Annotated in this window: 10 protein-coding genes; 7 read left to right on the forward strand and 3 right to left on the reverse strand. The window is 53.2% G+C overall.

Translation table 11 applies throughout. The features are described from left to right. The first annotated feature begins 671 nt into the window (after nt 1–671). The 7 genes from NST04_RS32205 (at nt 672) to NST04_RS32235 (ending at nt 10,372) form a co-directional block, all read left to right on the forward strand. Nucleotides 672–2,006: a sugar ABC transporter substrate-binding protein gene (locus NST04_RS32205; RefSeq protein WP_341187855.1), complete on the forward strand. Its 1,335-nt coding sequence runs from the start codon at nt 672–674 to the stop codon at nt 2,004–2,006. Nucleotides 2,007–2,115: 109 nt separating this feature from the next. Then, nucleotides 2,116–3,429, forward strand: coding sequence for a sugar ABC transporter permease (locus NST04_RS32210; protein WP_341187856.1), 1,314 nt, complete (start codon nt 2,116–2,118; stop codon nt 3,427–3,429). Continuing rightward, a complete protein-coding gene (locus tag NST04_RS32215) occupies nt 3,426–4,274 on the forward strand; it encodes a sugar ABC transporter permease (RefSeq protein WP_341020010.1) in 849 nt (282 codons plus the stop codon). Before NST04_RS32210 ends, NST04_RS32215 begins: the two co-directional genes overlap by 4 nt. A 117-nt stretch (nt 4,275–4,391) precedes the next feature. Next, nucleotides 4,392–6,572 (forward strand): methyl-accepting chemotaxis protein, encoded by a 2,181-nt coding sequence (locus NST04_RS32220; protein WP_341187857.1) that lies wholly within the window; start codon nt 4,392–4,394, stop codon nt 6,570–6,572. A 112-nt stretch (nt 6,573–6,684) separates the two neighbouring features. Then, complete coding sequence (locus tag NST04_RS32225) at nt 6,685–7,344, forward strand: Type 1 glutamine amidotransferase-like domain-containing protein (protein WP_341187858.1); 660 nt, start codon at nt 6,685–6,687, stop codon at nt 7,342–7,344. Between the two features lie 473 nt (nt 7,345–7,817). Next, entirely contained in the window at nt 7,818–8,714 is an 897-nt protein-coding gene (locus NST04_RS32230) for an AraC family transcriptional regulator (protein WP_341188123.1), read from the forward strand. Nucleotides 8,715–8,866: 152 nt separating this feature from the next. After that, entirely contained in the window at nt 8,867–10,372 is a 1,506-nt protein-coding gene (locus NST04_RS32235; protein ID WP_341187859.1) for an alpha-glucosidase/alpha-galactosidase, read from the forward strand. A gap of 478 nt (nt 10,373–10,850) precedes the next feature. Here the strand turns inward: NST04_RS32235 and NST04_RS32240 are convergent, their stop codons facing one another. The 3 genes from NST04_RS32240 to yhbH form a co-directional block, all read right to left on the reverse strand. Next, nucleotides 10,851–11,426: a DUF2812 domain-containing protein gene (locus NST04_RS32240; protein WP_341187860.1), complete on the reverse strand. Its 576-nt coding sequence runs from the start codon at nt 11,424–11,426 to the stop codon at nt 10,851–10,853. Continuing rightward, entirely contained in the window at nt 11,426–11,758 is a 333-nt protein-coding gene (locus tag NST04_RS32245; RefSeq protein ID WP_036692768.1) for a PadR family transcriptional regulator, read from the reverse strand. Before NST04_RS32245 ends, NST04_RS32240 begins: the two co-directional genes overlap by 1 nt. A gap of 325 nt (nt 11,759–12,083) precedes the next feature. After that, nucleotides 12,084–13,244, reverse strand: coding sequence for a sporulation protein YhbH (yhbH, locus tag NST04_RS32250; RefSeq protein ID WP_341187861.1), 1,161 nt, complete (start codon nt 13,242–13,244; stop codon nt 12,084–12,086). Between the last annotated feature and the right edge of the window lie 81 nt (nt 13,245–13,325).

Consider the following 13,325-nt stretch of genomic DNA (forward strand, 5'->3'; position numbering starts at 1 on the left):
ACTTCTCTGGAGTCACGGCTAATCCCAAAACATAAAAACCAGTTATTCAATTTATATAGATTACGCACCCGATTCTGCACATGGCAAAGAGGCACAACCGCCGGTTAGATTACGCCGAGGTTGTACCCGATAAGGAACAGTGCCTTTAGATTGGTGAAGAATGGGGTGTTTCATGATGGTTTGGATTATAGCACGGAACAAAATGAGGTTCAAGAGGTTTGTACAAACAGTTGCACAAAGAATAAACAACGGGAAACCGATTTCCAAAGTCTGTAAATTGATAATATTTAGCAAATATACAACAAAATCCGTCTAAATACGACAAAAAATGCAGAAATAAATTTTGAAATTGAAGTATAGCGAAGTTATTTAAAGGAATCATGCGATAAAGAGAGTAAAGTTAAAGATATGCATTTTAAATGGCTTAATTTCATTGATTTAACTATGTGCAAACGTTTTTACAACTGCAAGCCTGCTGATGTATTATGAATTCAGGAATGAAGCGCTTTCTAAACCGGGTATAACGTATTCGGAAGAGGCAATGGGAGAAAGCAGAATTTTTTTTGAATTCTCTGAAATCGTTTGCGCAAATTGGGGAGCATCATCGTCAAGTCAAAAGAAGCATCATCGTCAAATCAAGTGATATACACACACAGGAGGGGTTAAAAGGAATGGATCTCAAAAAACTTATGGTTCTCACCGCAGCGTGCTCCATGGCAATCTCAATTACGGCGTGCGGCTCCAACAACAATACCGGGGGAAATGCAGCGGCAACTAATGCGCCTGCGGAAAGTGCGGCAGCTACAGATAATGCAGGGGCTGGCAGCGACAACGCTCCGGCAGCGGGTGAGATCGTCCCTGAAGAAGGCGCTTCCCTAGTGATCTGGGAGAGTAAGGAAGAAAGACAGTTCGCCGAAGAAATCGCGAAGCAGTTCACTGCCAAGTATAACGTACCTATCAAAATCGAAGAGGTTGCCCCGCCGGATCAAGTCGGCAAGCTTACCCAGGATGGTCCTTCCGGTCTGGCTGCGGACGTCATCGTCATTCCTCATGATAATCTCGGCAAGGCGGCCAGCGCGAGCCTGCTGCTTCCAAACGATATTTTTGCAGAACAGACCAAGGCGGAGAATACGGAGGCTTCCATCGTAGGTTCTTCCTATGACGGCGAGCTGTACGGCTATCCTAGAGCGGCAGAGACCTATGCGCTGTTCTATAACAAGTCTCTGGTCAAAGAAGCTCCGAAATCCTTCGATGACGTTATTGCCTTCAGCAAAACGTTCACCGATAAAGCCAAAAACCGGTACGGCATTATGTGGGAAGTCGGCAATATGTACTTTAACTATCCGTTCATCGCCACAACCGGCGGCTACCTGTTCGGCAAAGACGGTACCGACAAGGACGACATCGGCCTCAACAATGAAGGTGCGATCAAAGGTCTGACTGAATTTGCGAAGCTGAAGGAAGTCTTGCCGATTAAGAGCGGTGACATCAACCCGGACATTAAGCGCAGTCTGTTCAACAGCGGGGATGTAGCTATGGATATTACAGGACCTTGGGAGCTTGCCGGATATAAAGAAGCGCTGGGCGACAACCTGGGAATTGCTCCGGTTCCTACCATTGACGGCAAAACTGCCATTACCTTCTCCGGGATCAAAATCTTTACCGTCAACGCCTACACGCAATATCCGAATGCGGCTAAGCTCTATGCCCACTTTGCTTCCGGCAAAGATTCGCAGCTGACGCTTAACAAGCTGATCGGTTCCGTACCAACGAACAATGAAGCTTTGAAGGACCCGCAGATTACGGGTGATCCGTTCGTATCCGCTTTTGCCGAACAAGCGAAGAACTCCCAGCCGATGCCTTCGATTCCTGAAATGGGGAACGTATGGAGCCCGGTGAATGCAGCACTTCCGGCCATCTGGGATAACAATACCGATCCGAAGGCAGCCATGGACAAAGCTGTAGAGCAAATTAAGGACTTGAACAACGGGGCTTCTGCCCAGTAACTACTAAACTACACAACCATCAGCTTACCGTGGAATTAGAGTTGCCCGCCGCATAGTCTGCGGCGGGCAGTTTCCTTGAATTCCGCACGGAGAGGAGAACGGAAGGGAAATGCAGCGACACAAAGCGAGAGCTGGAATACTGTCGGCCATTTTTATGGGATTGGGACAAATATATAACCGCCAATTCATCAAAGGGCTTATGTTCATAGCTGTAGAAGCTGTGGCACTTATCTATTTCATTAGCAATCTGGGAAGAGCCTTCTGGGGGATCACCACACTCGGGGAATCGCCAAGCCGTCTGGAAAAGGTCAAGGGGATTGCCAAAATGGTTCCCGGGGACCATTCCATCGTCATTCTGATTGAAAGCCTGATTACCCTGCTGTTCTTTGTGTTATTCCTGATTGTCTGGTACATGAATATTAGGGATGCCTATAAAATCGGAGCAGAACGCGAAAACGGCCGTCCATCGCATACATTTAAACAATCCGTACGTTATATTCTGGATTATAAATTCGCCCAGAGCTTCCTGTTGCTCCCGGGACTTGGGATTCTGTTCTTCACCATTATGCCGATCATCTTTATGATCATGCTGGCCTTTACCAACTATGCTGCACCGAACCACATTCCTCCGGCCAAGCTTGTAGACTGGGTTGGATTCGAGACCTTCCGCAATCTGCTGGTGCTGAAATCATGGAGCCATACCTTTTACGGTGTACTTACCTGGACGATTATCTGGGCGGTTCTTTCGACTGTAACTACTTATTTCGGCGGAATGCTGGTTGCCCTGCTGATTAACCAAAAAGGTATCCGCTTCAAGGGCATGTGGAGAATGCTCCTGATCATCCCTTACGCCATTCCGCAGATGATCTCGCTCCTCTTGATGCGCAACCTGTTCAACGGGCAGTTCGGCCCGATCAACCAGTACCTGGGTTACTTCGGACTAGGCGGCCTGCCTTGGCTGACTGATCCGTTCTGGGCTAAAGTGACAGTTATCGTCGTGAACATGTGGGTGGGTATCCCGGTATCCATGCTGCTGATTATGGGAGTGCTGACTACCATTCCGCGCGATATGTATGAGGCGGCTGAGGTGGACGGTGCGACCAATTATCAGAAATTCCGCATCGTCACCCTGCCGATGATTCTGTTCTCTACCGCGCCTACACTGATTATGCAGTTCGCCGGTAACATCAACAACTTCAATGCGATCTTCCTGCTGACGGGAGGGAACCCGGTGAACGGGAACTACCAGTATGCGGGTTCAACGGATCTGCTCGTTACCTGGCTGTATAAGCTGACGCTGGATCAGAACAAGAATAATATGGCGTCTGCGATCGGCATCATTCTGTTCATCATTGTTGCCGGGTTCTCCCTGTACAATTACCGCCGGACCAAATCGTTCCAAGAGGAGGATATGATTCAATGATTATCGGACGCAAAGCTGCGAACTTTATTCGCCTCTGCTTAAGCTATATTGTTCTCGTTGCCCTGGCGGTCGCTGCAATCTATCCGGCACTCTGGATACTGCTTGCATCCTTCCGTCCGGGTAAATCCCTGTACAGCAAGACGCTGATTCCTGAGACATTCACCCTCGCCCACTATAAGGAGCTGTTCACCTCACCGGTCTATATGTTTGGAACCTGGTATGGGAATACGCTTAAGATTGCGGTGTTCTCGATGCTGATCGGGGTCGTGCTGACGCTGTTGACCAGCTATGCCTTATCCCGGTTCCGGTTCAAAAGCCGTAAGACTACCATGTCCACACTGCTGATTCTCGGGATGTTCCCGGGCTTCATGAGCATGATTGCCATCTATCTGCTGCTGAAGGAGTTCAATCTGCTGGATACCCATCTGGCGCTGATTATCGTCTATGCGGCCGGAGCGCCGCTTGGTGGAACGCTGATTGCCAAGGGCTTCCTGGACACGATTCCGCGTTCGCTGGACGAAGCCGCACGGATTGACGGGGCGAGTAACTTCGGGATTTTCACCCGGATTATCCTGCCGTTGTCCCGTCCAATGATCACCTATATAGCGCTGACCCTGTTTGTCGGCCCGTGGGTGGATTTCATCTTCGCCAAGCTGATTCTGCGGACCAAGGAGAACTGGACGGTTGCCGTGGGGATGTGGGATATGGTCAATACGATGCAGAATTCCAACTTCACGCTGTTTGCGGCGGGTGCCGTGCTGATCTCCGTACCGATTATGATTCTGTTCGGCTTCCTGCAGCGCCTGCTGGTTGACGGGCTGACGGCGGGGGCAAGCAAGGGATAGGAAATAGCAATTAGACAATGTATCTACGAATAACGGGTGCGGCCTTGAAGCAGTTCTGAGGGGCTGCACCTTTCTTTTGTGGAGAAATCGTGATCTGGATGATAAGGGGAGAATGTAATGCGGCAGCGGCGATTCATTAATTTCAGCTCGGTTGGCGTCAAGTTATTCGTAATTCTGTTCTGTACTATTGTCCTGTTGTCCTCCGTTCTGGGCTTAACCTCCTATTATGCGGCAAAAGGGATCATTACCGATGAGGTGGCAGCTGCCTCCTCACAGTCCATTGTCCAGGCGGCGGACAAGCTGGATTTCCTGTTCGCTGAATATGAAGCGCTCTCCAGGCAATTCGCTGTAGATCCGGCGCTAAAGGCTGACATGGAGACGGTTAATCTTCCAACCGCCGGTACGGTTGCGCGGGCGGCTGCAGAGGACCGGATACGCCGCAAGCTGGACTCCGTGAGAGGATCGGATGAGCGGCTGCTGGGTGTCCGGCTGGTCGCAAGAAGCATGGTGGACGCCGAATCCTACAAATCGACGGGGATTAGCGGTGTACGAAGTGATGAGGGCATCCTTGCACGGATGAAGGAGATCGATAACGCTAAAGGCAATCCCGTCTGGTTCCCCGTCCGGGCTAAAGGCTTCTTCGATGCGTACAGCCAGTCTGCTATGACGATGGGCCGTCTGCTGCGGAATATTCAGAACCCGGCGGCAGAGTATTACATGCTAATCGAGGTGAAGGGCCAGGCGCTGACGGATGTGCTGTCCAACCTGCATATCGGGCTGGGTGGGGAGATTCGCATCCTCGATTTTTCGGGCCGGGTTGCCTACAGTGCTGACGATGCACTGCTCGGGCAGGCTTCTTACATACATACCGGAGAGTTGAAGGCCGGAGCACAGACCGGAGTGCAGAAGAAGGAGGAGCAGAAGCTGCCTGCGGCGGGGAAGAGTGAGGAGCCGGATCTGACCGGGAAACGGGAGAGTGAGGGACAAGAGCCGGCCGGAGCACGCCAGGGGGAGGACTGGAAGCGGTCCTTCACGGCCGGGGATGAGCAGGGGAGTTCGCAGCTTGTAGTCTACCAGCCGCTGAGTACGGCGGACTGGACGCTGATGGGTTACGCTCCGGTGAGTGATTTTACCCGATCGGCCGACCGGCTGCTCTATATTACCTTGCTGGTAGTCTTGGCTGCCGCTCTAATTGGTCTGGTCATCGGCTATGTCCTGGTGCGGCTGATCGGCCGACCTCTCGGCAAGCTGGCCCGGCTGATGGAAGAGGGTGAGCGGGGCAATCTGCAGGTACGGACCAGCTTCAAGGGTCAGGATGAGATCGGGCGGCTGGGCTACAGCTTCAACCGGATGATGGAGCAGATCTCCCGGCTGGCCGGGCAGAGCAGCAACTCGGCTGCGGAGGTATTAGCGACCTCAGAGCAGCTCGTTGCCGCTTCCGGTGCGATTAGCGGTCAGGCCAGTGAGGTCGCAACTGCTACCGGCGAAATCGCCGGGGGGGCGGCCAGTCTGGCAGCCGAGGCCGAGAGCAGCAATGCCAAAGTAGAGCTGATGGGCGGCAAGACTAGCGAAGTAGCAGAGAACAATGCAGTTATGGCAGCATCCGCAGAGAAGGTGATGGAGGTCAGTGACCAGGGAGCGGAGCGGATGAAGAAGCTGGTATCGCAGAGCGAGGGTGTGCTGAAGCTGATGGACCTGATTCAAGAGAATTCAGCCATGCTGCGCGACAGCACGGTGCTGATCCGCAGCATCCTCTCCCCGATGATTGCGATGAATAAGCAGACGAATATTCTGGCGCTGAACGCATCGATTGAAGCCGTGCGCGCCGGTGCCGCCGGAAGAGGCTTCATTGTCATTGCCAATGAGATCAGAGGGCTGGCCAATCAATCGAGCGAGTCGATTGCCTCCGTCTCCCGGATTACCGAGGAGATCAGCGGCCATATCGAGAATACGGTCAAGGTTGTGAGTGAGGCTGCGCCGATGTTTGACAGCCAGCTGGCCTCGGTCCGGGAATCCTCGCTCATCTTCGGGAGTGTAAGGGCCGAGATGGAGGTGTTCAGCGGAGTTCTGAACCAATCCTCGGCGGCAGTCTCCGAACTGGCTGAATACCAGCAGCAGCTGGGACAATCCATGGCGAGTGTGATTTCGGTAGTGCAGCAGACCAGCGCCTCTACGGAAGAGGTAGCGTCTATGTCCTCACAGCAATTCACGGTCAGCAGGGAGCTGGTCGCCCTGTCGCACAGGCTGGAGGAGCTGGCGGAGCAGCTGAAGCAGTCGATGATTTCTTTTCAGGGCTAAAGGGACAAAAGGATGAGGGGAGCGGGTGAGGAAGCATATTGCGGGAGCCTGGGCTTTTCTATAAGATGGATGAGGTTAGATGCAGGATATCCTGAATACTGAAGGTGATGTCATGGACAAGCATTTATTTCTGAACGGGGGCGGTCCGCCGTTTACCCGTGGACTGGCACGGAGGTTCGTAAGCACGATGACAGCAGCCGCAGAACCTGTCGCTGTGTTATTTGAAGAAGGGGAAGACTGGCCGGACTATATGGCTGCTTGCATGCAGCCGCTGGCTGACGCGGGGATAGCCGAATTCTGTTATCTGCCGCTGAAATCGACTCAGGTGAGTACTGCTATAGAGAGTCTCAGGACCTGCGGCGGGATCGTCATCGGGGGCGGGGATACGGATCTGTATGCCGACCTCATTGTGGATACCCCTATCGGTGAGGTGATCCGGCAGCGTTATGAGTCCGGAATACCGGTCGCGGGATTCTCGGCAGGAGCCTTGATTAGCCCGGAGCGCTGTGTAATTTCCGCCAAGGATAATGAGAGCAGACAATTCAAACACCGCAAGGGCCTCAATCTGATTCCTGACCTGCTGCTATCCGTTCATTTCACCCAGTGGGATGAGGAGGAGCATTTACGGACAGCGGTCCGTACCCTCGGCGAGCTGCCGAATTACGGCATTGACGAAGAGACCGGCATCTACCTGCTGAATGGACAGCCCGAAGAGATAGAGGGCGGCGGGGTGTATAGTCTGGTGAATGGAATATTGACAAGAATCCACTGAGGATGATGAACGGGAGCAGAGGGCGCGGGCCTTCTGCTCTTGTTTTTTGCGCGGGGAAGCCTGGGTATGTATGGCGTAAGCAGGCTAGGAAGCGGTGGGCGGAATGTAATCGGAAAACCGATCACAATCGGTTGGCGAGAGGTGCGTGGGCGGAATGTAATCGAAAAACCGATCACAATTGGCTGGCGAGGGGTACGTGGACGGAATGTAATCGGAAAACCGATCATAATTGGCAGGCGAGGGGTGCATGGGGGGGAATGTAATCGGAAAACCGATCACAATTGGCTGGCGAGGGGTGCGTGGGCGGAATGTAATCGGAAAACCGATCACAATCAGCTGGCGAGAGGTGCGTGGGCCGGAGCGTAGACTTGTGGATGGTAGAGGGGGTCACCCCGCTGCTTGTCCTGCCTGCGATCAAGCGATACACTTGTGCTATCGATAATGGCAGAGGGGAGGCGGGCGGTGTGGCGGAGATGAACGGGAGTCTTTTTGAGCAGGGATTGCTGGAGAGGGATTATAGCCCGCACTTTCTGGCTTACTACTACAAGCAATGGAGCAATTACACGATGGCTTACCATCATCACAATTCTACGGAGATCATGTATCTTATCTCTGGCAGCTGCGTGGTGGAGGTGCGGGATGAAACGGGCGGCGATACACCCTTCCGGCTGAAGCGGGGAGAGATGATTCTGCTGGATGCGGAGGTGCCGCACCGGCTGATCGTGGAGGAGGGCTCCTCGTGCCGGATGTTGAATGTGGAATTTGCTTTTACCGAATACGGGGGCGTAGTTCCTTCCATCGGCAGCTTGGCCCGGGAGGAGGAGGTGCTGGCAGAGCTGCTGCGGCATCCGTTCGACAGTCTGGTGTTGTCAGATCAGGAGGAGGTGTTCCATGTGCTAAAAGCGCTGGTGCTGGAGCTGGATCAACGCGGGCGGAAGGGGAGCAGTATGGTGCATCTGCTTTTCGCGGAGCTGCTGCTGCGTCTGGCCCGGCTGCGCATGGAGTCGCTCCCGTCCAGCCAGCAGCCTTCACAGCTCTACGTGCGGCGGGCCATCGAGTTCCTGCACCAGAATTATGACCGGAGCATCCAGGTTAAGGAAGTCGCGCTCTCTGTGAATGTTCACCCGGGCTATCTGCACCGCATCTTCCGGACGCATACTGGGCAGACCCTGACGGACTACCTGAACCAGCTGCGTATGGAGAAGGCGAGGATGCTGCTGGGACAGGGCGAGATTCCGGTAGCGGAGATTGCCGACTATGTGGGGATCAGCAGCAGGCAGTATTTTCATTTGCTATTCAAGAAGTATTCAGGCTGCACTCCTATCGAATACCGCAACTCTATCGAACGCCATTATTGGAGTGAAGAATAGCTGCGTGTCCATTCCGGGCTTGTTATTCTGCACATAAGGTTAGGATTGTTGACAGGTTATCTGCAAAATGGTCATGATATTGGTTACGCTTCCGGCAGCCTCCTTGCTACAATGGACAGGAGTCAATAATTCATTGCCGGAGGATGATTATTATGTCTTTTAAAGTAACCTTTATCGGGGCAGGCAGTATCGGTTTCACCCGCGGACTGCTGCGCGACCTGCTGACTGTGCCGGAATTCCGTAATATTGAAGTTTCCTTCATGGATATAAACAGCCATAACCTGGATATGGTCACCGAGCTGTGCCAGCGGGATATTAAGGAGAATGGTCTGGATATCACCATCTCTGCCACCACGGACCGCAGGGAAGCGCTCAAGGATGCCAAGTACGTATTTTGTACTATTCGTGTGGGGGGCCTGGAGGCCTTCGCCACCGATGTGGATATTCCGCTGAAGTATGGCGTGGATCAGTGTGTAGGAGATACGCTGTGTGCAGGCGGGATTATGTACGGGCAGCGCGGGATTGCGGAGATGCTGGAGATCTGCCGTGATATCCGCGAGATGGCTGCGCCGGATGTGCTGCTGCTGAACTACTCGAATCCGATGGCGATGCTGACCTGGGCTTGCAATAAATACGGCGGTGTGCGGACGATCGGGCTCTGCCATGGTGTACAGCATGGACATCAGCAGATCGCCCAGGTGTATGGCCTGGAGAAGTCGCAGGTGGATATTATATGCGCGGGTATCAATCACCAGACCTGGTATATCTCCGCCAAGCATGAAGGCAAGGATCTGACCGCCGGCCTGCTGGAGGCGTTTGAGAAGCATCCGGATTACAGCCGCACGGAGAAGGTGCGGATTGATATGCTACGCCGCTTCGGCTATTACAGTACAGAGTCGAACGGCCATTTAAGCGAATACGTTCCGTGGTACCGCAAGCGCCCCGAGGAGATCATGGACTGGATCGATATGGGGGTATGGATTAACGGCGAGACGGGCGGCTACCTGCGGATCTGTACCGAAGGCCGCAACTGGTTCGAGACAGACTTTCCAAACTGGATGAAGGACCCGGCGATGGAGTATAGCCCGGAGAAGCGCGGCGAGGAGCATGGCTCGTTCATTATTGAAGGACTGGAGACCGGACGCGTCTACCGGGGACATTTTAACGTGGTGAATAACGGTGTCATCTCCAATCTGCCGGCTGATGCTATTATTGAAGCGCCGGGCTACGTGGACCGCAACGGCATTTCGATGCCGCTGGTCGGCGACCTGCCGCTGGGCCTTGCGGCAGTCTGTAACGTCAGCATCTCCGTGCAGCGACTGGCGGTGGAAGCGGCTGTGCATGGTGACGACAAGCTGCTGCGCCAGGCGTTCATGATGGACCCGCTGGTCGGTGCCGTCTGCAATCCGAAGGAGATCTGGCAGATGGTTGACGAGATGCTGGTGGCCGGAGAACAGTGGCTGCCGCAGTACAGCGCAGCCATTGCGGAAGCTAAGGAGCGCCTCGCTTCCGGTGATCTGATCCCGACGAAGGCGGACAACGAAGGCGCTGCCCGGCTGAAGGTGAAGACGGTGGACGAAATGATGCAGGACCGCGAGGCCGCGAACAAGAACGCCGGGGAATCCGATAAGGGCAAGGACCGCGAGAAGGTGCAGTAAGCGGAGCGGGTGGAGTAGGCATAAGCCTGGGCGAAGCGAATGTTAATTGGAATAAGGGCTGTCCCAAAGTCATGAAATGACTGCTTGGGATAGCCCTTTATTTTGGTAGAGGTGTGGGTAAGCGCGCAGGGACCGGGTGTATGTGTATGCGAAAAACCGAACACAATTTACTCAGGGTAGGCGCTTGGGCCAGATGTATGCGATAAACTGCTCTGCTTGCCGCAATGGGGGAATAGGTGGATTTTGGGCACTTGTTATCGAACCGATCGACGATACTCCGGCAAGAGTTGGAAAAACAACACTTAAATGTTTGCAGAGCGCCCCCTTGGAGCAAAACCGGCCCTAGCAGATGCTGTTTTTCCACTTGTTTACCTGTAATCGTAAGAAATTGAAGAAATAAGCAGCACTATTCCACTTGTTATCTGTCCTGTTGTTAGCTGCCGTGACACTGTCTATTGAAAGGTTGTAAACCAGCCCCTCACTCCCGAATCAGCTTCTCCTGCTGCAGCCGCGCAATCTTGCGGCGGACCGGCAAACTGAGCCACACGAAGAACAGGCCCAGAATGATAACGGACACTCCCACGATGAGGTTGATTTTGTAGATGTTAGAGGAAGTATTCAGCATAATCAGCATGATATTGAAGGAGCCGATGATCAGCTCAAGGAACGCAAGGGACAGATAGACTTTATAGATTCGCTGATAGTGTTTGATTTTGGAATCCGCATCAGTATAGATCTGGAAGGGGCCTTCCGAGGCCTTCCTTCTGAAGAACACCCAGCGCTGGTTCATAAATGCACGATTGGCCTTGGTAGGAGGCCCGGACGGCACACGCTCGGCTCCGGTCTCTTCCATGAATTGCAAGTAGCCGGCCGCCTCCTTAGGGTCCTTCTCCAGCAGCTCAATCCGGTAAATATACTCCCCCTTGGCGCTCTCCTCGAACACATAACGGGCCCAAGAATGCTCCACCAGTGCCCATCCCTTGGCCGACATCTCATTCAGCCACGCTTCTTCCTTCTCGAAATCCATGAAAAATTTGCGTACCACCTGACTCATTACACTTCGCCTCCCAGTAGCTTTCTTCCATTTGTGAGCAACTCGTCAAGCCTTGTCATTTCACTCTGGACTATCGATTTGCCAAGCTCCGTAATCTGATATTCCTTCTTGCGTGAATCTTCTCCACCGGCCAGCAGCTTGATCCAGCCCCGTTCCACCAGCGTGCTTAACGCTCCGTATAACGTGCCTGCCCCCAGCTCTACGCGCTGATTGCTCAGCAGCTTCACATTCTGCATAATGCCGTAGCCGTGCATCGGGGTGAGCAGGGACAAGAGGATATAATAGACGCCTTCGGTCAGCGCCCCGTATTCATTGTTGCCGGACAATGCCATCACCTTCCTTATCTTGCATCTTTGGGTCTCATTCCACAGACCAGGTCATTTCCTTTGTATCCTTCGGCGTTATAGCATCTGACGGTATACCATCTGTCGTTATATCGTCAACCGATATAGTTAGTATATCGGCTGACGATATAATAGTCAACAGAATTATGCGGCGCAAGTTCCAAGCCAGCACAAAAAAACCGCACAAAAACCCCGCACACCGCAAGAAGCAGCAGGGCGGGGCGGGAACTCACAGCGCAAGAATGCGCATAGCGGTTATGGCTTAACTGCTTAATTGCTCGTTGCTCGACTGACAGTCCTGAAGTGAAGCTGCTTAAGCTTCAGTAACCTTTTTGCCGAAAAAAACTTTCAGCGCCTGATACACTTCCTTCTTATCCTTAATCACATAATGCATGAACTGCTCCTGCTTCAGGTGGCGGTAGGCGGACATCAGGGTGCTGCTGCGGTTGTACTGGTTCACCTCACCGTAGCCGAACATATTGCTGCGCTTCAGCAGCTCGCCGATCAGCTTGACACAGCGCTCATTGTCGGAGGTCAGATTATCGCCATCCGAGAAATGGAAGGGATAGATGTTGTACTTGGCAGGCGGATAGCGGCTGTCGATAATCTCCAGGGCTTTCTGGTACGCCGAGGAGCAGATCGTCCCCCCGCTCTCGCCCCGGGTGAAGAAGTCATGCTCGCTGACCTCTTTGGCTTCCGTATGATGGGCCAGAAACACAATATCCACCTTCTCGTACTGGCGGCGCAGGAAGCGGGTCATCCAGAAGAAGAAGCTGCGGGCGCAGTATTTTTCAAAAGTGCCCATACTGCCCGAGGTGTCCATCATCGCAATAATCACGGCATTCGAGTGAGGAACCGTGATGTCATCCCAGGTTTTGTAACGCAGATCATCGGGGCTGATGCTGTGTATTCCAGGGTTGCCGCTGCTGGCATTGCGCCGCAGATTCTCCAGTAATGTTCGTTTCTTGTCGATGTTCGACATCATGCCTTTTTTGCGGATATCATTGAAGACAATCGATTTGACCTCAATCTCTTCCTTATCCTTCGGCTTCAGATGGGGCAGCTCCATGTCCTGGAACAGAATATCCTCCAGATCCTCCAGATCGACCTCGGCTTCAACGGTATCTGTTCCGGGCTGATCGCCCGCTTTATCCCCTTTGCCCGGCTGGGCCGACTGGGAATCGCGACCGAGGACATCGCCTACCTGGCTCTCCCCGTCCCCCTGGCCGACATGCTTCTGCTTGCGGAAATTATAGATAATCCGGTATTCATCCAGACTGCGGATCGGCACCTTCACAATCTGCTTGCCGCCCGACAAAATAATGTTCTCTTCAGTAACCAGATCGGGCAGATTGCCCTTGATGGCTTCTCTGACCTTTTGCTGGTGACGCTCCTGATCCTGATGGCCTTTGCGGTGAAGGGACCAGTCTTCTTTGGAGACGACAAAAGTGTATGGACCGGACGGCTGGGACAAGGATGACCACCTCCCATGGACTGTGTTATTCGGTATTGTCACTACGGAGACTAAGACGAAGCAGCAGGTTGTAACTAAAGT

This window comes from Paenibacillus sp. FSL H7-0756 (genome assembly GCF_038006765.1).
Classification (GTDB): Bacteria; Bacillota; Bacilli; order Paenibacillales; family Paenibacillaceae; genus Paenibacillus_AQ.